We start from the raw sequence: 25,363 nt of genomic DNA on the forward strand, positions 1-25,363 counted from the left end.
TTCATAGTAGAACGGAAGGTTGACTGGAGTGAGCGAATTGGAAGACTTGAAGAAGGCATACGAAATACTGGGTTTGCCGGAAGACGCGACCCGGGAACAGGTAGAGAACCGTTATTTCATCTTGATGAAGCGCGCACGATCCGAGAAAAGCCGCAGCGGGGAAGACGACGAAGAAAATCAAGGTTTGGACCTTTCGGAGATTAATCGGGCCTATAATCTCGTGCTCGGAATCGAGTCGGAGAAAATCAGCACCGTCGAGAAGCCTACGAAGACGGCCCACTTCTTCCACTATTATAAATTCCATGTCATTATCGGACTCGTACTCGTGCTTCTCGCCGGCTATTTCATCAAAGAAGGCATCGACAAGAGAAGGGAAGCCGCCAATACGCCTCCGGCCAATCTATCCGTAAGCGTATTCGGTAACTTCTACTTCGCGGACATGGAAGCGCTGGAGCAGAATATGCTGACGCTCATTCCCGATTGGAAGCGAATCAAGACTACGCTAGTATTCGTTCCTACCGAAATCAAGAGCCAACAAGATATGGCCATGCAACAGAAAAGCATACTCATGCTTATGACAGAGAAGTCCGAGCTCTATATTACGGACAAGAAAAACTTTGAAAGCTTAACCGTTCAGGGGGCATTCATCCGATTGGACGATTTCGCGAAAGCAACCGGAATGACGCTTCCGCAGGATAAGGTCCGCACTGCCAAAGCCGAAGAGGATACCGAAGATCATCCTTACGGAATCGATATTGCAGGCAACCCGATATTCCAAGGCATAGAGCTGTCAGGAGAGAGTCCAATTATTGCTATCCGCGCTAGCGAAGAGAAATGGGACGATACCCGCAAGCTGCTGGAGAAGTTAATTCAAACAACGCCATAAACATGCAAAAAGCGGATGCGTCAGGTGAAAACCTCTCGCATCCGCTTTTTGATACATACCGTTATCTACCGACTAGCCAAATGCCAATAATCGCCTGAACGATGAGTACCGCAGGCATACCGACGACGAACGAAACATGTTTGGTCTTGTGCCGCCAAATTCTCATCGCGGCGATAGCCCCGATAGCTCCTCCAACGGCGGCCGTCAGGAATAACGTCCTCTCGGGTACCCTCCTGCCGCGGTTCCTTGCCTGAGACTTATCATGCGCCATGAGAAAGAGCGCTAATAGATTAATGCCTATGAGGTAACCGATTAACCATTGCATTTCTTTGCCCCCTGCTCCCCTTGCTTATCAAATTGTACAACTTTTATTCTCTCCGCGAAACAAGGGGATTAGGGGATATTCTATGCTTGCCATGCTCGCACGGCTAATTTCTCCTGAAGCTCAAGATATACGGCGTTGAACCGTCGCTTGTTTTTAATCCGTTCCATCCCGCGGCATCGGTAATGATATTCGGCTGAAAAGACATCTCGTAGTTCTTATTGATTTCCAGCTCATCCTTCAACCTGAGAACGACCTCCGTTACGATCTTGTTCGTATCGTTCAGCTCGTCGTAATCGATATTCACAGTATCGCCGTCCTTCACACGGATTCGGAAGGCCGTCTCGTTAACATTTTTGACCGGTTCGCTGAAAATCACTTTTATCCTCTTGCTGTCGAGCACGACGGCTTGGGTCACGTACGGAATCCAATTATCGGTTACGGTCCCTCCGAATTCCTTATAATTCGAATCGTTTGTCGTCACCAATCCCGAAACTCCAGATACGCGAGCGCCGTACCAGTGACCCGTAACGAACAAATCGGGGTTGCTTGATTTGTTGCGGAATTGGATGGTTACCGCCCGGTCGCTTCCCGGCTTCCATTGGACGAAGGCGCTCCAATCCGTCATGGATACTTGCGAGCCGTTATCCTTCAATGCGGTCAGTTTTAGATTGTTCACGTCAGACCCCGTTATGGCGCGATCGAACGTCACTTCCACCGTGTTCTGGTTAATGGCCTTAATCTCTTGCAGATTGACGGGAACGATCGGATTGGAAACCGCGCCGAACTTCCAACTGGAGGACGAATCCATAACATTGCCCGCGACATCCGGAATGCCGCTAACGGTTAAAGTGTAGAAGCTTCCGTCTTGCTGCTGCGTTGTCTTTAAGATTACGGTTTGCCCATCGCTGTTCAAAGTCGCTTGAGCGACCGCTAATCCTTTATCGATGGAGTAATGGTAAGTTTGAACCGCGTGATGCGGATCGATCTTCTCGCTGAATTTGACGCTTACCAAGGCTGTGTTAGTATCAACCTTTACCTCGGTTACTTTCGGCTTCGTATTATCGTTGCTGCCTACGAAATACAAGTCATTGCGCGTGTCCATGACGTTGCCGGCCAAATCCTTAACGTTGCGGACCGTTAACTGGTAGGTTCTCCCATCCGTCTGATCCGATGTGGTGAAGATCACCTTGCGCGCGTCGGACGACAGCTGAAGGGTCCTTATTTTTAAGCCGTTATTTAATAAAAAGTTGTTGGAGTTCGTTGCGGAATTCTGCTCTACCGGCTCCGAGAAAGTAATCTCGAATACCTTATTCGGTAATCTAACCGGCTGCGATACGATGTACGGCTTGGTCGCGTCATCCGGAGTGGATGTGTAAGTCCAAGAGATTCCGTCGATCGTTAACGTGTGAACCACGCCGCCAAGCTGCCGATCCGTCCATAGCACAATCGACATCCCGTCCTGGCTTATCGTTGCTTGATGAATGGTCCGAATGTTACCATAAGCATCCTTGAGCGCGAACCTGCTCTTATCCGCGGTATCGGTCCATTGCTGTAAATTTACTCTCACCGATTGGTTCGAGAGCTGGTCTACGGAGCGAATACGAAGCGGTTCGATATGGGTGTCTTCATAGACGGCATAAGCCGCCTCGACCAACAGTCCACGAGTCGCGTCCACTGTGTAATCGCTAAGTTGCGGAATCAATTGACGATCTAACGCCAGGCTGACCGCTCCTCTCGCCCATTTGGACACTTTGCCGGTAACCGGCGTATTTCCTCCTCCCGATAAACCGTAGCTTCGAATGAATATCACGGCCATCTGCTCTACCGTGACGTTCTGCAGGGGAGCGAACGTTCTAGCTTTGGTCCCTTTCATCAGCCCTGCCCGGTTGACCGTTTCGATCTCGCGATAAGACCATCGAGTTTTCAGTACGTCGTCGAAACTCGGCGAATAAGCCTGTACTGGCAACTCCAGCAAGCGGAATAGAACCGCAGCCAGTTGCTCCCGCGACATGGTCTCGTAAAGGCGTGAACTGCCATCCGCGAACCCGGTGAAAATGTTTTTCTGCCTGAGCACTTCGTACTTCTGCTCCGTCGATAAATTCGATGCTCCCATAACTTTAAACGGCATGCTGAATAACATGAACATAGCAAGCAATCCCGCAATCGTCTTCCTCATCTCGCTACCTCCTTATAAACTAGACACAGTTCTGTGAGTGCAATGAGTTTGACGCTGGTCAGATACGTTTTGTTTCTATTATTAGAAAATTCTTAAAAAAAAGATACGCATGGTATCGACTTGTCCAACAGCGATAGGTGCCGCGGAGCGAATTTCGGGCATTTAGTACCACGTGGCGGTTACTACTTAGGTCTCCTTTTTTTAGGGAGCGATGAAGGCACTTTTTTGGCCTTCGCGCTTCATGCTCATTAGGTTGCGGCGCGATGAAGGCACTTTTTGGGCCTTGAATAGCTATAGAGAATAGTAAATATGGGGAGACCTAAGTAGTAACCACGTGGCGGTATTATTCCGCCATACGGCCAAAATGACCGTTTCAAATGCGAAATTGGCTAAGTGAACGTTTGAGGTGGTCAAAATGACCGTTTCAGCGCGCAAATCGAAACATAGATGCCTAGTTTAGGCGTCATGACGGTCAAAGTGACCGTCTCAAATGCGAAGGTAGCTCAGTGAACGTGTGAGGTGATCAAAATGACCGTTTCGGATTTTCCCTGAGCTAATTTGATGGTCAGAAAAGAAAAAAGCCCTCCCCTATATGCGCTGGGCATTAGGGAAGAGCTTTATAATAGTCTTCTAAGCTCGAGAAAACCGATTCGGGGAATGCTTGCGGGGATTCAGCACTTTCTTGCCATTCGCCAAGCGATGCCAGGAGATATAATCCTGATCGCGCCGAAGTTGAATCACTCGCGCACCTCTTTGGAATAGCCATCGCCCGTAAGTGTTGTAACCGGTGGCCCGTCCATAGCTTAATCTTATTCCATGCAGCATTCCGGAATAATCGTTAATGTGGTCATGGCCGCAAAAAATTCCCATAACGCCTCCGGACTGGACCATCGCCGCGAACAGACCCGAATTGAGCTTGGGCGATTGGACCCGCTCATACCGATGCCCATAACACGTGCCGTAATTCCACACCTCCCGGTATTCCGGCAGAGGAATATGCTGAAAGGCTAGCGCCGGAACCGGAACGCCTGCATTTTCTTCCCGCAGCGATCTGGATTGCGCTTGGTACCAATCCACCTGGCTTTGACGAATCCAGTCATATCCCGCAACTCCCGCCAACGCCGAATACCCGCCGCTATCAAGAAAATAAAGAGCTGCCGCAGTCGTATCGTCCGAATCCGCAATCCGGACGACGAAATTGCCTACCCCATCTATTTCCGCAGGACCTGCTTCCGCAATCGTACCCGCGTGCTCGAGCTGAATGCCCATTAGATGCTCCCTGGTCACGATCCCTTCGCAATCATGGTTGCCGAATACGGCCGCCCAAGGAATGCCGCTCTTCTCGGCAACCGACACCGCATCCCTGTATGATTGCAGCGGATCCTTGCAGCATAGGCTCTCGATTACGTCTCCCGTAAAGACGATGAGATCCGGATTTTCCTCAGTCAGCACCCGCTCCATAAGCGCTTTAGTGCGCATATCCTTCGGTTCGCCGTTTTGCCAGTGAAGGTCGGTAAATTGCACGATCGTGAACGTTCCGTCGGATCGAAACCTCAGTTTTCTGTTCATACGAATGACCTCGCAATCGACATGCTACTCTCTTAGCGCATCGTATAGCTTGCTAGACATATAAGAGTTCGAGTTGGACGGGTTGGATTGCAGCGCTTTCCTGGCCTTCTGGAGTTCGTCTTTGAGCCGTTCATTCTCCGATTTGAGAGATTGCAGCTCTGCTTCGCCGGTAGCGGATAGCTTGACCCCGTTCGCGTAATAGTTATTCGTTTCGTAGCTTCTGAATGCAACCTCGACCTCTGCGATGTCTAGCGATCGAACATGCCGGTCAATACACTCGGCGGCTTGATCCTGGACGGATTGTCCCCGGTCGAACCAATTGACTTCAATAAAGGGATAAGATGGCACAAGCTCTCCGCCGAAGCAGGCGGTCGTGTGCAGGCATTCCAGCAATATATGGTCCTCCGGGCATTTGAATGCTAGGGCCAGGTCGGCGACTAGAGGCATGCTGATGCCGCGAATTTGTTCGGGGCTAATTCCCCGGATAAGCAGATGAGGCATTTTATAGGCACTCCTTCGGTGAATGAATCCGATGCTGTGCGGACGTCCGCCATAACCTCGACCGGTAGATTGTACTCCATTTCGTTGAAGCGGACAAGCCGCTTGGTCGCATAGATCCTATTGCGCACAACCGATAGCGTGCGTTATGATCAATTTAAACACGGAGGTGTCTAAAATATGGGAATGTCGAAATCAAAGCAACATCGACGCAAGATCGAGAGGTCCGGATTGAATAACCCGGAAATAAGCCGTAACCAGTGGCATCGCAAGCCTCATACCCAAGTCGTGCAGAACAAGAAAGCAGAGCAGCGCCGAACGCAATGCCGCCTCAGAGGCAGCCGCGACGGCGCTGATTTTTTAAATGGCATAGCTTGATCTTCCAATCATAGACGGAGCCTGTCCCACGGGTCACCTCCATCACGACTCGTGATTGTATTTTTTCCTCGCGTATCGCGCTAGAAGGTTGACGATGCCATAGAGAATAACGGACAAAAGTGCCAGCATCATAATGCTGACCATTACGAGATTCATCTGGAAGACCTGGCCGCCATAGATGATCAGATACCCAAGACCCGCCTTGGAGGAAAGGAATTCCCCCATCACCACCCCGACCAGCGTCAAACCTACGTTCACCTTCAGCGTTGCGATAAAATGGGGAACGCTCGCGGGAAGCAGCACCATTCGAAGCATCTGAAACCTCGTTGCCCCGAAGGATCCCATCAGCTTAAGCTTGGTCTTGCTGATTTCCCTGAACCCGCTCTCCACCATGATGATGGTCACGATAACGGATATCGCCACCGCCATGCCATAGATCGAATATCGGTCGCCTAACCAGATATAGAATATCGGACCCAGCGCAACCTTAGGAAGCGCGTTGAGGACTACGATATAAGGCTCCAACACCTTCGAGGCGAAGGTACTCCACCAGAAGAGTACGGCGATGGCCGTTCCGAGCAGCATGGAGATAACGATCCCGACGAGCGTCTCGAGTCCGGATATCCAAGTATGCTTGAATAAGCTCCCTTCGAAGGCAAGCTCCCGGAAGGAGGTCCACAGCTGAGACGGTTTGCTCGTCAGCATCGGATCGATCCACCTCCATTCGGCGGCGAGCTCCCACAGAGCCAGGAACAGAATAAGAACAGAGAGCCGAGTTAGCGAGACTATGCGAAGCCTGCGTTTTTGGATTCTTAGGTAGTCGTCATACAGTGGGGATGACATGCTCCTCTAACTCCTTCCAAATCGCGTTGAAGAAGTGGTTGTATCGGCCTGCCTCCCTTTTTTTCCAAGGTGACAGGTTGTCGCCTTCTTCGAATAGAATCGTATGGACGGTCGAAATCGTGCTGGGCCGTTTAGACATGACCATAACCCTGTCAGCCATGCTGATTGCCTCGGAAAGATCGTGCGTAACGAGCACGGCGGTCTTCCCCTGATCCTTAATAATATGAAACACTTCCTCCGACAGTGTCAGACGAGTTTGATAATCCAAAGCGGAGAACGGTTCGTCCAGCAGCAGAATATCCGGCTCCGCCACCAGAGTACGAATCAACGCAACCCGTTGGCGCATCCCCCCGGACAACTGCGAAGGACCGTGCCGAGCGAATTCTCCTAACCCATAGCGCTCGAGCAGTTCCAACGCCTTCTGCTTAGCCTTGCCCCTATCCATTCTGCGAATCTCCGCTCCGACAAGCAGATTATTCAGGACGTCCCGCCATTCGAACAAGTGGTCATGCTGCAGCATATACCCCACTTTAGGAGAGGTCCCCGATACCTCTTGACCGTCGATTAAGACCTTTCCCTTAGTCGGCTTCAACATTCCGGAAACAAGGGAGAGCAGCGTGCTTTTCCCGCAGCCGCTCGGCCCTACTATACTAATGAACTCCCCGTGCTTGATGGATAAATTGATGTCGCGCAACGCCTCGGTCTCTTGCTTCAGAGTAAAATAGCTCAACCCGACGTCCTTCAGCTCGATTTGTGCCATAAGCCCATCAATCCGATTTCCCGTTTTTTTTCACGAAGCTCATATCCACAACGTCTTCCATGTTCTTGATTTTCTCTTCCGCTTTCAGCACGCCATTCTCCACGAGCACGCTTTGCAACGTATCGAACTGCTCTTGGGTCAGTTCCGGGTTGGCCGACCAAGTGTCTTGGCTCTTGTACCGTTCAACCGATTGAAGGATGAGATCCTTAGGCGTCCCCTCGAAAAACGGCATTAGCGCATTCGCGATTTCATCTTCCGAAGCGGTATTGAGCCATTCCGTACCTTTGGCAACCGCGTTGGAGAACTTCTGGACGGTTTCCGGATTATCCTTTATGAAATCCGAAGTAGCTACGTAGGAGGTTTCCGGGAATGCCCCGAAAGCTTCGCCCATGGAAGCCGCGTAGTAGGCTTTGCCTTCATTCACCAATGTCGAAGCTACGGGCTCGAATAACTGAATAAAATCCCCTTGACCGCTAGTAAACGCGCCAGCCATAGCTGGAGCCGCGATATTCGTGATAACTTCTGCGTCCTTCGCCTGCTCCTTAAGCAGCGTGGAATTCATAACCATCTGCGGTGCGCTGCCCGGTCTCCAGCCGATGATCGTTTTGCCGCTTACGTCGCTCCATTGGAAGTTGTCGAGCTTTTCTCTGGATAGGAGGAATGAACCGTCCTTGGAAGTGAGCTGGTGGAACACCTTGAGCGTTTTATCCCCCTTTTGGTTGAAAATATAGATGGTTGTTTCCGGTCCGACGAGGGAAATGTCCGCGGTACCGGCAATAAGGGCGGCCGCTCCCTTATCGGAGCCTTGAGCGGTATTCATATCGACGTTGAGTCCTTCCTCCTTGAAAAAGCCTTGGGACATAGCCACGTAATGCGGTGCGTAGAAGATGGAACGTATAACCTCGGAGAATTTGACGGCAGTTAATTTCTCGGGATCTTTGTTGTTTTTGCCGCATGCGGCGGCGGTCAGGATCATTAGCATGGCGACCAGGAGCAACAGAGCAGGTTTTCTCATGTTCTTCATGGATGGTTCACTCCCTCACATATTGGCGCTCTTGTATATGAACGGCTCGGCACGAACCGATGTAGATATCAAAAAGAGCCTTGAATAAGTATTATCTTATTCAAAGCTCAAGCCACGTGTTCATTTAGGGTACATTGATATTACAATGTCATATTGTTCGTTCGCGGAGGGCGGAGAGGGCGGAGATAGTACGCTTTTGTTACTATCTCGGTGCTTCTAGCTCGCGGAGGGCGGGATAGTAAGCTTTTGTTACTATCTCGGTGCCTCGAGCTCGCGGAGGGCGGAGATAGTACGCTTTTGTTACTATCTCGGTGCCGCGAGTTCATGGAGGGTCGAGATAGTAAGCTTTTGTTACTATCTTGGTGCTGCGAGCTCGGGGAGGGCGGAGATAGTAAGCCTTTGTTACTATCTCGGTGCCGCGAGCTCGCCGAGGGCGGAGATAGTAAGCTTTTGTTACTATCTCGGTGCTGCGAGCTCCCGGAGGGCAGAGATAGTAAACTTTTGTTACTATCTCGGTGGCCCACGCCCGCTAAAGGTCGAAGTTAGCCAACTTTCTTTGTTATCTCGGCACCTCATGCCCCGCCGAAGTCGAAGTTAGCTAATTTTCTTTGCTAATTCCGTGCCTCGTGCCCGCCGAAGTCGAAGTTAGCCAACTTTCTTTGTTATCTCGGCACCTCATGCCCCGCCGAAGTCGAAGTTAGCTAATTTTCTTTGCTAATTCCGTGCCTCGTGCCCGCCGAAGTCGAAGTTAACAAACTTTCTTTGCTAATTCCGTACCTCATGCCCACTGAAGTCGAAGTTAGCTAATTTTCTTTGCTAATTCCGTGCTGAATGCCCGCCGAAGTCGAAGTTAGTTACATTGAAAAGGTATTTACTCCTTAATGACCACGCCAAGCAGATGAGCGAAGCCGCGAACCTGGTCAGGGCCGATAATGCAGCCATGAAGGCCTTCCAGAGTAACTCCGATGCTTAGAAATTCGCAGCTGCTCAGATCGATTCCTGCCAGTCTCGCTCCAGTAAATTGCGCCTGATCGATGCCTGTTTCTACGAATTCAATTTTCGCCAAGCTCGCTTCATAGTAATCCGCCTTATCGAAGTTGCTATGGAAGAAACCAACCTGCTTCATATCGGTGAACCGATAGACGGAATATTGACCGTTGCATTGGTCGAATCTCACGTTGCGCATCGTTGAATTCGATAGATCGAACCCGAGGAGCTTGCAGTTGTTGAATTGTACCCTATGCAAGATCGAATCGCGGAAATTGACGTTCGACAGGTCGCATCGATTGAAGACGACGTCGGTAAATTCGGCTCTCTCTAAGGCGATCCGCTCAAAGAAAACATTCTCGAACACGACACGGTCAAAGCTTACCTTGTCGGCTGACTGATCGGCAAGCTTACCGTTTGCGATTCGACTATTCTCAAAAGCCTGCTTATCTTGAATTTCGTAATCCTCAATGGTTAATGGGTCAAGCAGCTCCGGAATTCTAGGCGCTTCTAGAAAGCTCTTTTCCTTCTTCGTAGCCATGAATGATACCTCCGAATACTTTAGTCATAACACATAGAACAAGATCGCGAAGAAGTGCATCATCGAACCCGCCAGGACGAACAAGTGCCATACCGTGTGGTGATACGGGAAGCCCCGCCAAATATAGAAGACGGAGCCGACGGTATAGAGAAGTCCTCCGATAATGAGAAGCCGGATGCCTCCCGGGACTAGCAACGCTTGGAGCGGCTTCCACGCGAATACGATCAGCCACCCCATCATGACGTAGAAAAGCGTGGAGATCACCAGGAATTTTTTCGTGAAGAACGCTTTGAAGACGACCCCCGCCACCGCAAGACCCCAGACGATACCGAACAGCGTCCAGCCAAGCGGGCTGCGTAAGGTTACGAGCAACAACGGCGTATAGGTTCCCGCTATGAACAGATAGATGCAAGAGTGATCGAACGTCTCGAACAGATCCTTGACCTTGCCTTCGGGAAAAGAATGCACCAGCGTCGAAGCCGTATAGAGCAACAGCATCGTAACGCCGAATATCGTGAAGCTCACGACGTGCCAGGCCGTTCCCTCCCGGCTTGCGAATACGATCAATAGAACGAGTCCCGCGATGCTTAGCAAAGTCCCTATGCCATGCGTAATCGCATTGGCTATCTCTTCTCTCTTCGTGTACACATGCGTGTCAGCCATCTTTATGCCACCTTCCCTTTTGCTGCAGACTATCAGGCTTCCTAACCAAATAAATGCCGAGCAGAAATCCAAGCAAAGCGATGAACGCCATCCCTCTATATAAGAAGGTTCCTCCGTATTCGTCGATCAGCCAGCCTCCGAGGGTCGAGCCGACAATGCCCGAAACGCCGAAAAAGATCGCCGTTAGTACGGTTTGTCCCGTAGACTTCCATTGGTCGGGCACGATTCGGTACAAATACTGCAGCGCTCCAACATAGAAAATGACGAACGTAAACCCTTGGAAAACCTGAAGCGCAACAAGTCCGTAAGGCGTTCCGATCATCGAGCTCAATAGGAACCTCAATGCGTACAGCCCCGCTGCCACTGCCATACATAAAGCTTCTTTGCCGGGTTTTATTATCCGGGCGCTGAGCGCGAACATAACCGTCTCTGTGATCGTCATCACGAACCAGGATATCCCGGTCAGCCGTACGTCCCCGCCCAATTGCTCCATGTAGAGTCCAATGAACGTATCGTTCATTTTGTGGGGAATGGCGACGATGAGCACGACAAGGAAAAAGGCTAACGTATGCGACTGAGAGAAAAATTCCCGCAAATGATGAAAGGAAGCCCTGGAAGCCGAAGCCTTCACATCCGACAGCCCTAAAGCCAGCACCAGAGCCGCGATGCCGATGCCTAGAAATATCCAAGACAGGCTGTCCATACTCCACAGTTTAAGAGCATAACCCGCAGTGAGGGATACGCACGCATAGCCTAACGCCCCGAACATCCGGACCGATCCGTAGCCGACATTTTCACGCTGGGACGTTTGAAAGTTCAAGCTTTCCACGAGAGGATCCGTCGGCAAGTAGAACACGTTCATTAGTGCGACAAGGACGACCAAGCTCCAGACATGGTTAGCTTGGTACAGCAGCGTTCCAACGAGAATCGAGGCCGTTAATAGAAGCAGAAGCACCTTCTTAATCGTCCGTGACTTATCGCTGACCATTCCCCATAAGGGCTGAGCCACTATACTGATCAAGCTGCCCAAGCCGAGGATAAGTCCGATGTGAGTTCCAGATACGCCGACTTGGGCGCTATAGGTCGGCAGGAAAGAAATGAATAACGCGAACAGGGCAAAGTAAAAAAAGTTGAAGCCTTTAAGCCTGGTTATGATAGACACGGTCATTTTCCTTCACGCTAAGATACCCCCACGACGTTCCGCGGAGAGCCGTTTAACCAAGCCCCCACATTGTCCGCAGCCGTTGCAAGAAGTCGTTCGCGCGCTTCTTTCGTAGCCCATGCGATGTGAGGCGTCACGATACAGTTCCGGGCGGTCAATAGAGGATTGTCCGGCGGAGGCGGTTCCGTCGACAGAACATCAAGCGCGGCACCCGCGATAATACCTTCGTTCAAGGCGTCGGCCAAGTCCTGCTCGACGACAAGCTTGCCGCGAGCCGTATTGATCAGGAAAGCCGATGGTTTCATTAAACTTAGGCTGTTCCGGTTAATCATGCCTTCCGTTTCGAGCGTTAGCGGGCAATGCAAGGTAACCGCGTCCGAGACGCGGAAAAGCTCGTTCAGCTCCACTCGCCGCACGGCGTCATCCGAAGAAGACGGCATGGCACGATTGCTTCGAACAGCGATAACGTTCATTCCGAAAGCTTCCGCGATACGGGCCGCCCGCTCCCCGATTCTGCCGAAGCCGACGATCCCCAATGTTTTGCCGGCCAGCTCGATTAAAGGCGTTTTCCAAAAGCTGAAATCCGGGGAGGACGACCATTCTCCGCCACGTACCGCATCGCTATGAAGTTGGACATGATGGCACAATTCAAGCAACAGCGCGAACACGGTTTGCGCGACGGTCTGCGTGCCGTACCCGGGCACGTTCGTGACGACGACCCCCCTTGCCGCGGCTGCCTTCGTGTCGATGACGTCGTAACCCGTCGCCAGAACCCCGATGTAGCGCAGGTCGGGAAGCAAATTCAACGTCTCGGCCCGCAGGGGAGTCTTGTTCGAAATGACGATCTGCGCACCCTTGGCACGCTCCACGATCCGGTCCGGAGGTGTCCGATCGTACACCGTTAATCGACCGAATGCTTCAAGCGATCTCCAATCCAAATCCCCCGGATTCAAAGTCATGCCGTCTAAGACGACAATGTTCATTTTTACTTCCTCCGCTTTCCAGGTTTAAGTATTCCTCAGGAGTTGGCCCCGTCAGCAGGATACACAAGTCCCATTTGCTTACGCGCCTCGTCCAATATTCCGATAACAGCCAGCGAATTCACGTGGGAATTCACGCTGGATTGCTTTGCCCCTCGCTGGATTAGCGCAATAAATTCTTGAACTTCGTAGAACATGGCGTTGTCTTCCTGCGCTTGCGTAAGATCCTCCAACGTACCGTCGCGATAACGGATTTGCACCTTGTCCGGCCGGCTGATTTTATCGAAGATGATCGTCCCGTTCTCTCCTTGAATCTCGGCGCTCGCGTACGAGTCGACGATCTTGGAGTAATGGATGACGGCGTCCATGCCTTTATAAGAGAGCAGAATGCTGCCCGCTCCGTCTACTCCGGAATCCAGCATAAATCCGTTGGCCTGAATGCTGTCCGGCAGCCCGAACAAAACGACCAACGGATAGACGCAATAGACGCCTAAATCCATCAACGCGCCATTGGAGAACTCCGGGTTGAATGCGTTGGGAATCTCTCCACGCTTGTAGAGATCGTACCGGGAAGAGTATTGGCAATAACTCGCGAAATAACGGCGAACTGTTCCGATCTTGTGCAGGTTGTCGCGAATCGCGAGGAAATTAGGCGTAAACGTGGATTTCATTGCCTCCATGAGCACGACCTGGTTGTTCGCTGCCGATTCCGTCATGCGCCGGACTTCCAATGCGTTGGAAGCAAGCGGCTTCTCGCACAGCACGTGCTTGCCATGGTTCATGAGCAGGATCGCCTGTTCGGCGTGGAAGGAGTTAGGGCTGGCGATATAGACGGCGTCCAACTCGCTGCTTGCCGCGAAGGATTCTAAGTCCGCGTAAACATGGGGAATGCCGTGCTTGTCCGCGAATTGTCGCCCTGTCGCTTCCGAGCGGGAATACACGGCTGTCAGAGCGAAGTCCCCGATCCTGCGAGCGGCGTTAATAAAGTCTTCCGTGATCCAATTGGTGCCGATAATGCCGAATCTAATCATAGGGATAATCCTTTCTATTTTAGAGGTTGAATAAATCTAGCTGTCTCGGTATTTCCGTTACGGGTAAATCTAGCATTCGCATAAGCTGCTTGGCATTGTTAGCCGCGTGTCCCCCGGAGTTGTTGTTGAAAATAATCCCAATTTTCGCCGATTGTCGGAGCAATTGGTCGATACAGTCCTTCCACTCCCCAAGCTCCTCTTGGCTGTAATCGTAGAGGTAACGAACCTCTCTCCAATTCGCGGCGCCGCTCTGGTTCCAGCCGCCGACGTTTCGTCCGTGCAAGCGAACGAGAGTGAATTCCGGCGTTGTCGCTTCAAGGACGATCGGAATCGACCCTGCGCCCGCCTGCGGTTCATCGCAGACGCTATGAATCCAGCCTTCCTCCCGCATGAACGCCAGCGTCTTCTCCCGGTATTCCGGCGCGAACCAGCTTTGATGGCGGAATTCAAGCGCGCACGGAAAACCTTCCATCCTTTTCTTGGTCTCTCTTAATATTCTCACGTTATCCTTGGTGCAATCAAACCATGGCGGGTATTGGAGCAGCGCCGCCGTTAACTTACCTGCCAGCATGACCGGTTCCAAGCTTTCCCTGAACGCCTGGTACATCTCGTCGTCATTCTCGTAATAGGGCTTTCCTCGCAGGTGCCCCGTTATTCCCTGGTAGGCTTTCACGATAAAGCCGAAGCCCTCAGGGGTTTCTTCCGCATAGCGGGTCATCCGCTCCATAGGCTGCACGGCGTAGAACGAGCTATCCATCTCCACGATCCCAAACTGCGTGCCATAAGTTCGAAGCTTGTCCTTCGCCGCCGTTCCGGGCGGATAAAGCGTATCATGATCTCCCCATCCCGCCAATCCAACCTGAATCACGGCGGCACCTCCCATACCCGACCTAGGTTAAGCAATACCCTGATACTAAAACTTTATCGTCTATTCTTCAAGTCATTAACCCGAATGGGTAAATGGGTGGGTGGTTCCCTATCGCTTTGGGTAATAACCTCTAAACAGCTCGGAGGTGGACAGCAATGGAACAAAGACAATTCGGAAATACGGATATGCGAGTCTCGGTACTTGGTTTCGGCGGTTACGAGATCGCGATGAAAGGAAAGGAAAAAACCGTCAAGGAGGTGCAGCAGCTCCTAAGCACCGCATTGGAAAACGGGGTTAATGTTCTCGACACCGCATCTAGCTATAATAGCAGCGAGGCATTGATTGGCGCAGCCGTATCTCATCGGCGCAAGGATTACTATTTATTCAGCAAGCTTGGCGAAGGGACCAGCGTCGGACTGCCTTATCCCGATTGGGACGTGCGCAACGTACGTCCCAGCATCGAACGCAGTCTGCGAAACTTGAAGACGGATTATCTTGATCTTCTTCTCATCCATAGTTGCTCGGAGGACGTGCTTCGGCAAGGAGAATTGATCGAAGCCGTTCAGCGGCTAAAGAAAGAAGGTTTAGCCCGTTATATCGGATACAGCGGAGATAGCACGGCTGCTCTCTATGCCGTTCGGACCAACGTTTTCGACGCGTTGCAAACCTCGCTTAACCTTGCCGATCAGGAAGCGATCGAACTAACGTTGGATGAAGCCGCGCAGCGAAGCATGGGGGTCATCGCGAAACGTCCGGTCACCAACGTCGTCTGGGAAAGGGAAGGAACGGAGAATGCTCCGGACGTTTACGTGAAACGCATGAAAAAGCTGGATTACCCGTTCGCGCAAGCGGATTCCGATTCCATGATCGAGATGTCCCTTCGTTTCGCGATTACCTATCCGCAGGTTCATACCGCTATCGTCGGAACGACCAATCCGAAGCATTTGCTCGAGAACGTCATGTCGGCGTCCAAAGGTAAGCTTAGCGACGGCGACCTTCATCTTATCCGCAGTCGTTGGAAGGAAGCTCGCGAACCGGCTTGGGCAGGATTGAAATAAGTTTTGCAGAGGCAGGGGCAAAGGCAGGGGCAAAGGCAGGGGCAAAGGCGAAAGTATTGCCTGCATTTCTGCCTTTTTACTAGAGAGGGTATGTTACAAAATCATGTCTTCGCAACTTTTCCCGCCTAGTTTCGTTCATATTACCGTAAAGACAACAAGAGAGGTGTATGAAAAAGAGAAATGGGAAACACGGGAGTAGAGAGTAACGCCACGCTGACCGAAACTTACAGAGAGACGTCGCCGAGGAAGAAGCGCCGTGGCGCCTTTTTCATTTTTGCCATCGCATGGCTTGTACTAATCGCTAGCGGCGTCGCCGGAGCGAAGTGGTATTCCGAGCGGATTCAGAACAATGTCACCTCCGACCTCGAGCGTCAGACATCCGCGCAGATCGCGCTTATGCAGCAGGATTACGACGCCAGGTTAACGAAGCTCGAGGCCGGGTATAAGGAACAAATGGCCCAGATGGAAGGCAAGATTCAAGCGCTCAACGAACTGCTGACTTTTACTAAGGATAATATGGACACGAAAACGGACAACAGCAACAAGCTCTATACGCAGTTGGCCGAAGTGAAGAAGCAGCTGAACGAGCTTAAGAAAAGTCTGGACGTGCTCAAATGAGCGCGGCTTCCATTCGCTCCGTTAACCGAACGTTGTTGCTCGCCTGCACTCCTTTCGTTGGGATGTTGGTCTGGATGCTGGTCTCGAACGTAGGAATCGAGCTGTCCGAGGCTACGTTTCCGATGAATGCCCGCAAATCGGTTTTGGCTGACCCTGTTGCTCCAGCCGCCAAGGCGATAAAAGGCTTGGGACAAGCTCAAGCAATCGCCAAGGAAACAGGCAAGTCCATTCAGAGACAGCTTACTTTGTATAACAAGACAAATGCCGACATGAAGAAAATCGCTTCGTTGGCTTCCGCTCAAGCGGGCAGACCCTATCAAATCTATGACCGACGGATTACGAGGAAGCTCGGAGCGCCGGCAGCCACCATTCAGTCGGACAAGCTGCAGGCGCAATTATTCTACTTGGGCACGCGGAATTTCCGCAGCTATGCCTTGAAGGTGAAGCTTAAGGATGAAAGCGCGATGAAGCTCGTGCTCGGGAACGACAAGCACGGCGGCGCGGAAACGACTTTAGCTGCCGTTAATAGGTATAAGGCCGCCATTGGCGTGAATGCCGGGGGCTTTGCCGATAGCGGAGGCAAACGTTATCCTCTGAGTACGACCGTCGTAGACGGAGAATACGTTGGCGGCTTTCAGCCGTCCTACAAGGATCTATTCTTCGTAGGCTTGAATGGGAACAACAAGCTTGTCGGAGGAAAATTCTCGAGCAAGCAGCAGCTGGATGCGCTAGGTCCCAAGTTCGGAGCGTCCTTCGTGCCGGTTCTATTGCAGGACGGCCGCAAGACTTCCATTCCTTCTAAGTGGCAATCCAGTCCTAAGCGCGCTCCCCGCACGGTCATCGCAAGCTACAAGGACGACCAGCTGCTGTTCTTAGTCGCCGATGGTTATAACGAGAGCGGCAGCTCGGGCGCGACGCTTGCCGAGATGCAGATTCTGCTGCAGCGCTATGGGGCGCTGGACGGCTATAACCTGGACGGCGGCGGCTCGACCTCGCTCGTGTTTAACGGGCGAGTAATCAACAACCCGTCCGATGGCAATCTTCGCAAGCTTCCTACCAACTTTTTGTTTTTTAAGTAATGGGAGTCGGTCGGAGTATTGCCGAGGGAACGAAGAAAGTTAGCTAACACAACCATCCGTTTACGCACCGAGTCGAGATCTTCTCAATGCACAACCTTTTCCGCTCCAAAGATGTTGCCTGACTAGTGAATACCTGATAAATTATAGATATATAAGCTTAATACCGCGCGTAAAGCATACGCCGTCTGTCTCCTTTTACCGGAGCGGGCGGCTTTTTGTATTCCGAAAAGGGAGAGGGTAACCATGAACAAGAGTATGTTGAACAAAAACAAAGATTTCGAGCGCGAGTACGAACGGTTCTTAGCTGAACAAAGGAAAGGCGCGAGCGGTCAGCGTCTGGAGATGCTGCACAGGGATTTGACGGGAACGAAGAAGTTGCTGGAGAAGGTCGTTTGGCCGGCGATGAAGTCGTTCGAAGGTTTCGTGCTGGAGTATGAAATCGTAACGACGAGCGGCGTCAAAGCTTACGTGGATATCTTCTACGAGGTACTATGGTTCGCGATGGAGGCGAATGGATACGTATCGCATGTAGAAACAATCACCCGCGAGCGTTACTCGTTCGAGCAGATGAAAATCAGAAGTGTTGGAGGGTACCGTTTTACCTACTTGCCTTTTAGCTGGGATGAACTGGACAAGAAGCCTGAGCTCTGCCTTCGATCCTTTTATGAGCAGTTAGGCAATTATCGGACAACGGATAATACGGAGTTCCTCGAGTTATCGGTGTACCAGAGGGAAGTTTTGAGGTTGTTGATCACGAGACCGGGTCCCGTCCATGTCGCGGTTATTCGTCGGTATTTGCATTTGACTAAAGCTCCGTGCAAGAAAATTTTACTTGAAATGGCGGAGAGGAGCCTTATCAAAGTAGTAGGAGGAGGCACTAAAAGATTCTATGAGTTTGATATCAACGAGAGAGGCAAAGCTCTTCTTCTCTCGACACGATAATGGACGCTTTCACCCGCGCTTCAACCCGGGATAGTAAATTTCCTTTACTAGTTCGGCGCCCCACCGTCACTTCGACTCGAGATAGTAACTTTTCTTTACTAGCTCGGCGCTCCACCCACACTTCGACCCGAGTTAGTAACGTTTCTTTACTAGCTCGGCGCTCCACCCTCGCTTCGACTCGAGTTAGTAACTATTCTTTACTAGCTCGGCGCTCCACCCTCGCTTCGACTCGAGTTAGTAACTTTTCTTTACTAGCTCGGCGCTCACCCGTCACTTCGACCCGAGATAGTAACTTTTCTTTACTAGCTCGGCGCTCAACCGTCACTTCGACCCGAGATAGTAACTTTTCTTTACTATTTCGGCGCTCCACCTTCGCTTCGACCCGAGATAGTAACTTTTCTTTACTATTTCGGCGCTCCACCTTCGCTTCGACCCGAGATAGTAACTTTTCTTTACTAGCTCGGCGCTCCACCTTCGCTTCGACCCGAGATAGTAACTTTTCTTTACTATTTCGGCGCTCCACCTTCGCTTCGACTCGAGATAGTAACTTTTCTTTACTAGCTTGGCGCCCCACCCTCGCTTCGACTCGAGATAGTAACTTTTCTTTACTAGCTTGGCGCCCCACCCTCGCTTCGAATCGAGTTAGTAACTTTTCTTTACTAGCTCGGTGCTCCACCCTCGCTTCGACTCGAGTTAGTAACTTTTCTTTACTAGCTCGGTGCTCCACCTTCGCTTTGACTCGAGTCAGTAACTTTTCTTTACTAGCTCGGCGCTCCACCCTTCGCTTCGACTCGAGATAGTAACTTTTCTTTACTAGCTCGGCGCTCCACCTACACTTCGACTCGAGATAGTAACTTTTCTTTACTAGCTAGGCGCTCCACCTTCGCTTCGACCCGAGATAGTAACTTTTCTTTACTAGCTCGGCGCTCCACCTTCGCTTCGACCCGAGATAGTAACTTTTCTTTACTAGCTAGGCGCTCCACCTTCGCTTTGACCCGAGTTAGTAACTTTTCTTTACTAGCTCGGCGTGGTTCAGCGGAGGGCGGAGCGATTTCTCCCTCAGCATCCCAAACTACTCCACAAACTCTACCGTATAGCCCTCTTTTTCCAACAACGACACCAAACCCTGCTCACCCACCATGTGCAACGAACCGACCGCGACTAAATACGTACCTTTTTCTCCGTCAGCCAGGTAACCATCGATTTTCTTCGCCATCTCAACGTTTCGGTTCACCAAGAATTTGCCGTTGTAGTCGTCGAATAGCTTGCCCATCGATTTTTTGCCTTCCTTCTCGAACTGGGCATGCATCGTTTCCAGCAGCTTAAGGTTCCCTAACGTCCACATATCGAGCAGTTGCTTTATACCTACCGCGCCCAAGCCGGCATTTTCCACCGTCTGATGAAAATATAATTGCTGCAACTCATCCGAAAATTCATCAAAGATTCCGATTTGCGACTCCATGCTCTCCAGCTCGATAACGGTTTTGCCGTCTTTATGGGCTTGCTTCGCAATATGTTCATCTATACCGTCGGTCAGCATATACTTCATCGCCGGCAGGCTCTCTAACGTCATCGCCGCATACCAAGGCTCGTAATTATCGAACGCGGAGGCGCCTGCACCGAGTATCGACTTCTTCAGAATCCTCTTGAATTTCTCGTAATCCTCTTCGGGCACATGATCCTTCAAGGTGGTGCCGTCCGTGAGCAAAGCCGTCTCGTTGACAACTTCTAAAGTTTTCTTCTTGTCAACCTTAGTTAAATCCAATTCGAGAGCGACAAAGTCGGAATCCTCTATGGCTTGCTCCAGATCAGGATCCAGAGGATACATCGCTTTTCTAGCGATATGGATCGTCCCTGCCAGGTAACTCGGGTTTTTGCCTCCAGATATTTTCCATAGGAAGCCCTTGGAGCCCGGTTCCTTTACCACATCCGGTGCCGTCGTTGATGGTTGCACTGTCTCGGTAGGCGTTAGCGTCGGAGTTGGGGGCGAGTTTGCCGTTAATTCGGAGCTGCAAGCCACTGCCAAAAATGCTGCCATAAGTATTAGAACAATTAAGCCCGCAATTTTTCTTATCATCGTAATGGTTACTCTCCATTCCCGGAACCCTTTTTTCCTAAATCATTATAGCATCGGAAAACGAAATCGCATATTACGGCATCGGCTTTCATAGAGTTCATCATATTAGTTAAGGTGGTGCCCTATGGAAAATGCAAAGCTTACCCGTTTCTGCGAACTGAAAATGCAGCAAAAAAAGCTGGAGGAGGAACTCGAGTCTCTTCGACAGGAGATCATTGCAGCCTATCCCGCGGACGTGCAATTCCAATTAGAGAATTATACGCTCAAACTCATCTATCAGGATAAAAAGCACTATAACGATCAGCTGTTGATAGACGCGTTACCCGATCCGGAGCTGTGGAAGGTGCTCTTCAAGGCGGATGCCGCCAAAATCTCGGCTTTAATCAAAGCCAATCTTTTAACGGAAAAGTCGCTAGAAGGCACGTATCGAGTCACCAGAACTCCCTTCCTCTACGTTAGTCCCTGAATGAAATATCGGTTCTGTCGCATTCATTCCCAGCCATACGTTATGTTCCGTTATGGTATAATGATTGGATTCATCTTAGGCGAATGAAGGTATAGCAATGCAATGGTTACGGCAAGCCAAAATGGAATTTTTAACGTGGAATCGCAACATACGGTTGTTTTTCTTGGCAAATGTGTTTTATCAAATCGGTACTGGCGTATTTTCGGTATTATATAATTTATACGTGCAATCTCTTGGCTATCCGCAAGGAATGATCGGATCAATCGTTAGCGTGCAGTCTTTAGCAGCCGCGTTGATGATTATCCCCATCGGGTTGTTAGGGGACCGGTCGAGCCGCAAAATCATCCTGATGATCGGGATGCTCATAACGGGGAGCTCCTACATCGGGAGCTCCTTTGCCGTGTCGGAATTCGGGCTGCAAAGCTTTGCGTTGCTGTCGGGAATGTTTACCGCGTTCTTCCAAGTGACCGCGGTACCGTTCCTCGCGGCGAACTCTACCAAACAACAGCGCTTACGGCTATTCAGCTTTCACTTCTCGGTCATGCTCGCCGCTCAGGTCATCGGCAGCTTCGGCGGCGGTCTGCTAGGCGACCTCCTCCAGCTTCTCGGATCGAGCGAGACTTCCAGCTTGAGAATTGCGTTGCTATCGGGAGGGGTCATGAGCATCGTGGCTTGTCTCCCTCTTGCTTTGGTGAAGCGTACGGTTATTGTCGAAGAAGAGAATGAGAATGTTGCTGTTGGAAAGCCCGCTTCCGCGCCTACGAAATCGGTTCAAGGCGAATGGAGCTTAATTAGCAAGATTACATTTACTCAACTGCTCATCGGCTTCGGATCGGGGATGGTCGTTCCCTATCTGAACGTCTATTTCACGGATCGCTTCTCCGTCTCGCTGTCTGCCGTCGGCTTGCTCATCTCGCTTGGACAAGTCATGACGGTACTTTCCATGCTGATCGGTCCTACTCTCGTGGGCAAAGTCGGACAAGTACGAGCGGTCGTTATTTTTCAACTGCTGTCCTTGCCGTTCTTGCTTCTTACCGGGTTTACGAATCTGCTGCTGGTCGCGGGCATTGCTTTCTTGTTCCGGCAAGCGCTCATGAACGCCGCGAATCCGATTCAAAATTCCATCCTGGTCGATCGAATATCGGACTCGCGGAGAGGCATCGCCAATTCGCTCACTCAAACCGTGTTCATGCTAGGTTGGGCATCCATGGGGCAGGTACAGCCTCGTATCATCACCCATTTCGGCACCTACTGGGGATACGTGCTCACGTTCAGCATCACGGGAGTTCTCTACGTTACCTCCGCATTGTATTATTACTTTATTTTCCGGGGAAAGAGAAAGTAAGTTAGTCGAAGCGGCAGGCCTGGGATTAATTGGGGGTTGCCGTTGTGCAAAAAGCTAAGAGATTGCTGCGCCGTTACAAGGAATTGCGATTCTTGGTTCAAGCGCATGGCAGAGACGGGCTACCCGATTCCGAAACTCGAACCTATGCGCGTGGCGAGCGCCTCGAAGCCTATCTTACTCAGCCATTATACGTAGCCGAGACTTTTACGGGGACTGCCGGAGTCACCGTTTCGCTTCAAGAGACCCTGCAAGATGTTCAGCGGATAATTGATGGCGGCATGGATCAGATAGACGTAAAAAAATTATTATTTATCGGTCGATTACAATAAAACGACGAAGCTCCACCCCCACAAAATGCCGCAGTCTCCGAGACTGCGGCATTCTTGTCTAGGAGAGAGAAGATCCAAAGTATTCTCAAATTTGATCGCGCATCCCCGCAACCAATCCCTTCCAATTTGCGTCAATGAACGTAACGGAAGTCCCCAACGATCCCAAGGAGGATATACTCATGCGTAGAAAAGGTTTTGTCGCCGCATTGTTGTTGTGCATCCTGTTGGCAGTTCCTTCAGTCACCGGAGCTGTATACCCAACCGTGCCCGCGCAGACAAGCATCAAGGTTCAGGTTAACGGAAAGCCTCTATCGCTATCGACCCCCGTTTTCGTAGAGAACAAGACAACGATGGTCCCTCTGCGCGAGGTGGCGGAGGCGCTTCATGCACAAGTCTCGTGGAATAAGGCGAATAACAGTCAGAATACCGTCACGCTTAGCCGCGGAGACCGTTCTTCGACGTTAACGCTGGGATCCAAATTAATGAAAGCCAAAGGGCGTTCGGTTAACCTTGATGTGGCACCGTTATCGCGGGGCAATTTGACCTATGTTCCATTGCGTGCTCTATCGGAATCGCTCGGAACAGTCGTCGCATGGGATGGCATCAACAAAGTGATCCGCATTGACGACCCTACTCAGCTTCCTATCGTAGGCACGACCAAGAAATTAAATGAACTAATTAAACAGATGGAGACCTTTAACGGCTACTATCTCGGGGGTGTCATAGCAGAATCCGGTGGGGCTGCAGTAACGACCGATAGCAAGGATACTTCCCCTGCCGCACCTTCGGAAGAGTCTGCTGGTGGCTCCGGCGATTATTCTCAGACGAACATTCAGGTCGCTGGAGTCGATGAAGCCGATTGGGCGAAGACCGATGGCCGCTTCATCTATCAGCTGAGCGGCTCCCGCGTATTCATCGCGGATATCTCCAATCCACCGGCACCTAAGCTGGCCGAGACATTGGAATACGGTCCGGATGAGGGATTTTCCCCGCAGGAAATGTATGTGGATAACAAACGGTTAATCGTAATAGGTCAAAATAACACCGTCATTCCGATCCAAGTTGACCCCGCGAAACCATCAGTGGGGGGCTCGGGTTCGAGCTCCGATTCCAAGATGTCGATCCTTCCTACGAATGCGATACGCAGCAGCGTTCAGACGAAGATCTATGAGCTTAGCGACTCCGGAAAACCCAAGCTTGTTCGCGAAACGAAGCTGGAGGGCGGTTACGTCTCCTCCCGCAAGATCGACAGCTCCCTCTACATCATTACGAACAAGTATAATAACTTCTCCTATCCGGCGATTCGGACGGAATCGAATGGGAACACATCCGGGTCCGGCGACGCGACGAGTCAATATGAGCCTCTCTTTTCAGACTCCGGCTCTTCGGTCGACCTCAGGAAGCTGCCCCTGGACCAGATTCGATATTTCCCGGAATCGCCCGATAATAGCACTCTATTGATCGGGGCGCTCGATCTAGACCGGCCCGACCAAGACATTCAAGTATCCGCTTATCTCGGCTCCGGCCAAACGATCTATGCCTCCGCTAAACATCTCTATGTCGCCATTGCGAAGTACTTGCCCAAAGGCGATGGCTACAGCCAGGTTACGCAAGTCTATAAATTCCGGCTGGACCAAGGCAATATCGTTTATATCGGCGAAGGATCCGTGCCCGGCACGGTACTAAATCAATATGCCATGGATGAGCATGGAGGTTACCTTCGCATCGCGACTACCAATGGGGACATGCGGGCTAGCGGTGCCGCGAGATCATCCAACAATCTCTACGTGCTGGATGAGCAGATGAAGACCGTCGGAACTCTGGAGAATCTTGCTCCGGGCGAACGTATATACTCGACCCGGTTCTTGGGCGGACGCGCCTACATGGTTACGTTCCGGAACGTCGACCCGCTTTTCGCGATCGATTTGCGCAATCCCCTGAAGCCTGCCGTTCTTGGACAGTTAAAAATCCCGGGTTACAGCGACTACCTGCACCCTTACGATGACAATCACATTATCGGATTCGGCAAGGAAACCGTAGAAGTTCCCTCGAAGGGTGCAGGCGCGGATGAAACGATGGCCTTCTACCAAGGAATGAAGATCGCCCTGTTCGACGTGTCCGACGTTAGCCAACCCAAGGAGAAATTCAAGGAAGTTATCGGCGACCGCGGAACGGGCTCCGAGCTGCTAAGCAACCCTAAAGCGCTGCTATTCTCCAAGTCCAAAGGGCTTCTCGCTTTTCCCGTGGAGCTGATGGAGATCAAGAACAAGGAAGCCATCGAGCCGGGCGGCTTCCCTGCCTACGGACAATTCACTTACCAAGGCGCTTACGTGTATCGCATCGATTTAGAGACTGGCTTCAATCTGCGCGGACGGATCACCCATCTGACGCAGGACGATTTGCTCAAGAGCGGCCAATACGGCTTTGACTATAACAAATCCGTTCGCCGCATCCTGTACTCGGGCGACACCCTCTACACATTATCCGAAAGTATGCTAAAGGCGAATGACCTGCAAAGCCTATCGGCTCGAGGCTCGCTCAACTATCCGGCGTCTCCTGAAATCCGGTATAAGACCGATCCGGGAAGTCCTTCCATCACGCCGCTACCTGCTTCCAGATAAACGTATAAGCAATCGAGTAGGAGGGGGTGATTAACCCCTGACCTCTCACACCACCGTACGTACCGTTCGGTATACGGCGGTTCATGAAATATTCCGTAAGTCGTTGTATCTATCCGTTAAGCCTTTCAATCCATTTG

General features: G+C 51.2%; 25 protein-coding genes. 10 read left to right on the top strand and 15 right to left on the bottom strand.

The window, feature by feature from the left end; translation table 11 throughout:
* Positions 1-28: 28 nt before the first annotated feature.
* The gene (locus E2980_RS13020) at positions 29-886 is read left to right on the top strand and encodes a J domain-containing protein (protein ID WP_135152607.1); all 858 of its coding nucleotides are present in this window, start codon (positions 29-31) and stop codon (positions 884-886) included.
* 61 nt (positions 887-947) lie between these two features.
* Here E2980_RS13020 and E2980_RS13025 read toward each other — a convergent pair whose 3' ends face one another.
* From E2980_RS13025 to E2980_RS13040, 4 genes are all read right to left on the bottom strand, one after another.
* Complete coding sequence (locus E2980_RS13025) at positions 948-1,211, bottom strand: DUF1294 domain-containing protein (protein ID WP_135152608.1); 264 nt, start codon at positions 1,209-1,211, stop codon at positions 948-950.
* A gap of 103 nt (positions 1,212-1,314) precedes the next feature.
* A complete protein-coding gene (locus E2980_RS13030) occupies positions 1,315-3,387 on the bottom strand; it encodes an Ig-like domain-containing protein (RefSeq protein ID WP_135152609.1) in 2,073 nt (690 codons plus the stop codon).
* Between the two features lie 630 nt (positions 3,388-4,017).
* Positions 4,018-4,956, bottom strand: coding sequence for a metallophosphoesterase family protein (locus E2980_RS13035; protein ID WP_135152610.1), 939 nt, complete (start codon positions 4,954-4,956; stop codon positions 4,018-4,020).
* A gap of 24 nt (positions 4,957-4,980) precedes the next feature.
* Complete coding sequence (locus E2980_RS13040; RefSeq protein WP_135152611.1) at positions 4,981-5,457, bottom strand: DUF1904 family protein; 477 nt, start codon at positions 5,455-5,457, stop codon at positions 4,981-4,983.
* A 177-nt stretch (positions 5,458-5,634) separates the two neighbouring features.
* Here E2980_RS13040 and E2980_RS13045 point away from each other — a divergent pair, with 177 nt between their 5' ends.
* Positions 5,635-5,832, top strand: a complete 198-nt coding sequence (locus E2980_RS13045) for a hypothetical protein (protein ID WP_240703020.1) — start codon at positions 5,635-5,637, stop codon at positions 5,830-5,832.
* A 42-nt stretch (positions 5,833-5,874) separates the two neighbouring features.
* Here E2980_RS13045 and E2980_RS13050 read toward each other — a convergent pair whose 3' ends face one another.
* From E2980_RS13050 to E2980_RS13090, 9 genes are all read right to left on the bottom strand, one after another.
* Complete coding sequence (locus tag E2980_RS13050) at positions 5,875-6,675, bottom strand: ABC transporter permease (protein ID WP_135152612.1); 801 nt, start codon at positions 6,673-6,675, stop codon at positions 5,875-5,877.
* Complete coding sequence (locus E2980_RS13055) at positions 6,656-7,435, bottom strand: ABC transporter ATP-binding protein (protein ID WP_135152613.1); 780 nt, start codon at positions 7,433-7,435, stop codon at positions 6,656-6,658. The genes E2980_RS13050 and E2980_RS13055 overlap by 20 nt, the downstream gene beginning before the upstream one ends.
* Before the next feature lie 7 nt (positions 7,436-7,442).
* Complete coding sequence (locus E2980_RS13060; RefSeq protein WP_135152614.1) at positions 7,443-8,459, bottom strand: ABC transporter substrate-binding protein; 1,017 nt, start codon at positions 8,457-8,459, stop codon at positions 7,443-7,445.
* 871 nt (positions 8,460-9,330) lie between these two features.
* Positions 9,331-9,987 (bottom strand): pentapeptide repeat-containing protein, encoded by a 657-nt coding sequence (locus E2980_RS13065; protein WP_135152615.1) that lies wholly within the window; start codon positions 9,985-9,987, stop codon positions 9,331-9,333.
* 24 nt (positions 9,988-10,011) lie between these two features.
* Complete coding sequence (trhA, locus tag E2980_RS13070; protein ID WP_135152616.1) at positions 10,012-10,650, bottom strand: PAQR family membrane homeostasis protein TrhA; 639 nt, start codon at positions 10,648-10,650, stop codon at positions 10,012-10,014.
* The gene (locus tag E2980_RS13075; RefSeq protein ID WP_167747113.1) at positions 10,643-11,812 is read right to left on the bottom strand and encodes an MFS transporter; all 1,170 of its coding nucleotides are present in this window, start codon (positions 11,810-11,812) and stop codon (positions 10,643-10,645) included. Before E2980_RS13075 ends, trhA begins: the two co-directional genes overlap by 8 nt.
* 17 nt (positions 11,813-11,829) lie before the next feature.
* The gene (locus E2980_RS13080; RefSeq protein WP_135152618.1) at positions 11,830-12,795 is read right to left on the bottom strand and encodes a D-2-hydroxyacid dehydrogenase; all 966 of its coding nucleotides are present in this window, start codon (positions 12,793-12,795) and stop codon (positions 11,830-11,832) included.
* A gap of 35 nt (positions 12,796-12,830) precedes the next feature.
* Positions 12,831-13,823 carry a Gfo/Idh/MocA family protein gene (locus E2980_RS13085; protein ID WP_135152619.1) on the bottom strand — a complete coding sequence of 331 codons (993 nt, stop codon included), beginning with the start codon at positions 13,821-13,823 and terminating at the stop codon, positions 12,831-12,833.
* 19 nt (positions 13,824-13,842) lie between these two features.
* Positions 13,843-14,691 carry a DUF72 domain-containing protein gene (locus E2980_RS13090; RefSeq protein WP_135152620.1) on the bottom strand — a complete coding sequence of 283 codons (849 nt, stop codon included), beginning with the start codon at positions 14,689-14,691 and terminating at the stop codon, positions 13,843-13,845.
* Between the two features lie 155 nt (positions 14,692-14,846).
* On the opposite strand from E2980_RS13090, the gene E2980_RS13095 reads away from it, so the two are divergent.
* The 4 genes from E2980_RS13095 to E2980_RS13110 all read left to right on the top strand — a co-directional run bounded on the left by E2980_RS13095 (position 14,847) and on the right by E2980_RS13110 (position 18,388).
* Positions 14,847-15,749, top strand: coding sequence for an aldo/keto reductase (locus tag E2980_RS13095; RefSeq protein WP_135152621.1), 903 nt, complete (start codon positions 14,847-14,849; stop codon positions 15,747-15,749).
* Positions 15,750-15,929: 180 nt separating this feature from the next.
* A complete protein-coding gene (locus E2980_RS13100) occupies positions 15,930-16,367 on the top strand; it encodes a hypothetical protein (RefSeq protein WP_135152622.1) in 438 nt (145 codons plus the stop codon).
* Complete coding sequence (locus E2980_RS13105; RefSeq protein ID WP_135152623.1) at positions 16,364-17,446, top strand: phosphodiester glycosidase family protein; 1,083 nt, start codon at positions 16,364-16,366, stop codon at positions 17,444-17,446. The genes E2980_RS13100 and E2980_RS13105 overlap by 4 nt, the downstream gene beginning before the upstream one ends.
* A 243-nt stretch (positions 17,447-17,689) precedes the next feature.
* Entirely contained in the window at positions 17,690-18,388 is a 699-nt protein-coding gene (locus E2980_RS13110; protein ID WP_135152624.1) for a hypothetical protein, read from the top strand.
* A gap of 190 nt (positions 18,389-18,578) precedes the next feature.
* On the opposite strand, the gene E2980_RS24465 is transcribed toward E2980_RS13110, so the two are convergent.
* Positions 18,579-19,166 (bottom strand): hypothetical protein, encoded by a 588-nt coding sequence (locus tag E2980_RS24465; protein ID WP_135152625.1) that lies wholly within the window; start codon positions 19,164-19,166, stop codon positions 18,579-18,581.
* A 294-nt stretch (positions 19,167-19,460) separates the two neighbouring features.
* Entirely contained in the window at positions 19,461-20,465 is a 1,005-nt protein-coding gene (locus E2980_RS13120; RefSeq protein WP_135152626.1) for a TraB/GumN family protein, read from the bottom strand.
* A 124-nt stretch (positions 20,466-20,589) separates the two neighbouring features.
* Here E2980_RS13120 and E2980_RS13125 point away from each other — a divergent pair, with 124 nt between their 5' ends.
* The 4 genes from E2980_RS13125 (at position 20,590) to E2980_RS13140 (ending at position 25,226) form a co-directional block, all read left to right on the top strand.
* Positions 20,590-20,931, top strand: a complete 342-nt coding sequence (locus E2980_RS13125; protein WP_135152627.1) for a hypothetical protein — start codon at positions 20,590-20,592, stop codon at positions 20,929-20,931.
* A gap of 97 nt (positions 20,932-21,028) precedes the next feature.
* Complete coding sequence (locus tag E2980_RS13130; RefSeq protein ID WP_135152628.1) at positions 21,029-22,276, top strand: MFS transporter; 1,248 nt, start codon at positions 21,029-21,031, stop codon at positions 22,274-22,276.
* A gap of 44 nt (positions 22,277-22,320) precedes the next feature.
* On the top strand, positions 22,321-22,605 hold the full coding sequence (locus E2980_RS13135) for an ATP synthase beta subunit C-terminal domain-containing protein (protein ID WP_135152629.1): 285 nt from the start codon (positions 22,321-22,323) through the stop codon (positions 22,603-22,605).
* 179 nt (positions 22,606-22,784) lie between these two features.
* Positions 22,785-25,226, top strand: coding sequence for a beta-propeller domain-containing protein (locus E2980_RS13140; RefSeq protein WP_167747114.1), 2,442 nt, complete (start codon positions 22,785-22,787; stop codon positions 25,224-25,226).
* Positions 25,227-25,363 lie beyond the last annotated feature (137 nt).

The sequence above is a fragment of the Cohnella luojiensis genome (assembly GCF_004564235.1).
In the GTDB taxonomy this organism is placed as follows: domain Bacteria; phylum Bacillota; class Bacilli; order Paenibacillales; family Paenibacillaceae; genus Cohnella; species Cohnella luojiensis.

Bases quoted from the DNA above. Each gene is read 5' to 3' on its own strand.
- E2980_RS13025 (WP_135152608.1), bottom strand. From the start codon at position 1,211: ATGCAATGGTTAATCGGTTACCTCATAGGCATTAATCTATTAGCGCTC.
- E2980_RS13030 (WP_135152609.1), bottom strand. From the start codon at position 3,387: ATGAGGAAGACGATTGCGGGATTGCTTGCTATGTTCATGTTATTCAGC.
- E2980_RS13035 (WP_135152610.1), bottom strand. From the start codon at position 4,956: ATGAACAGAAAACTGAGGTTTCGATCCGACGGAACGTTCACGATCGTG.
- E2980_RS13040 (WP_135152611.1), bottom strand. From the start codon at position 5,457: ATGCCTCATCTGCTTATCCGGGGAATTAGCCCCGAACAAATTCGCGGC.
- E2980_RS13045 (WP_240703020.1), top strand. From the start codon at position 5,635: ATGGGAATGTCGAAATCAAAGCAACATCGACGCAAGATCGAGAGGTCC.
- E2980_RS13050 (WP_135152612.1), bottom strand. From the start codon at position 6,675: ATGTCATCCCCACTGTATGACGACTACCTAAGAATCCAAAAACGCAGG.
- E2980_RS13055 (WP_135152613.1), bottom strand. From the start codon at position 7,435: ATGGCACAAATCGAGCTGAAGGACGTCGGGTTGAGCTATTTTACTCTG.
- E2980_RS13060 (WP_135152614.1), bottom strand. From the start codon at position 8,459: ATGAAGAACATGAGAAAACCTGCTCTGTTGCTCCTGGTCGCCATGCTA.
- E2980_RS13065 (WP_135152615.1), bottom strand. From the start codon at position 9,987: ATGGCTACGAAGAAGGAAAAGAGCTTTCTAGAAGCGCCTAGAATTCCG.
- trhA (WP_135152616.1), bottom strand. From the start codon at position 10,650: ATGGCTGACACGCATGTGTACACGAAGAGAGAAGAGATAGCCAATGCG.
- E2980_RS13080 (WP_135152618.1), bottom strand. From the start codon at position 12,795: ATGAACATTGTCGTCTTAGACGGCATGACTTTGAATCCGGGGGATTTG.
- E2980_RS13085 (WP_135152619.1), bottom strand. From the start codon at position 13,823: ATGATTAGATTCGGCATTATCGGCACCAATTGGATCACGGAAGACTTT.
- E2980_RS13095 (WP_135152621.1), top strand. From the start codon at position 14,847: ATGGAACAAAGACAATTCGGAAATACGGATATGCGAGTCTCGGTACTT.
- E2980_RS13100 (WP_135152622.1), top strand. From the start codon at position 15,930: ATGGGAAACACGGGAGTAGAGAGTAACGCCACGCTGACCGAAACTTAC.
- E2980_RS13105 (WP_135152623.1), top strand. From the start codon at position 16,364: ATGAGCGCGGCTTCCATTCGCTCCGTTAACCGAACGTTGTTGCTCGCC.
- E2980_RS13110 (WP_135152624.1), top strand. From the start codon at position 17,690: ATGAACAAGAGTATGTTGAACAAAAACAAAGATTTCGAGCGCGAGTAC.
- E2980_RS13120 (WP_135152626.1), bottom strand. From the start codon at position 20,465: ATGATAAGAAAAATTGCGGGCTTAATTGTTCTAATACTTATGGCAGCA.
- E2980_RS13125 (WP_135152627.1), top strand. From the start codon at position 20,590: ATGGAAAATGCAAAGCTTACCCGTTTCTGCGAACTGAAAATGCAGCAA.
- E2980_RS13130 (WP_135152628.1), top strand. From the start codon at position 21,029: ATGCAATGGTTACGGCAAGCCAAAATGGAATTTTTAACGTGGAATCGC.
- E2980_RS13140 (WP_167747114.1), top strand. From the start codon at position 22,785: ATGCGTAGAAAAGGTTTTGTCGCCGCATTGTTGTTGTGCATCCTGTTG.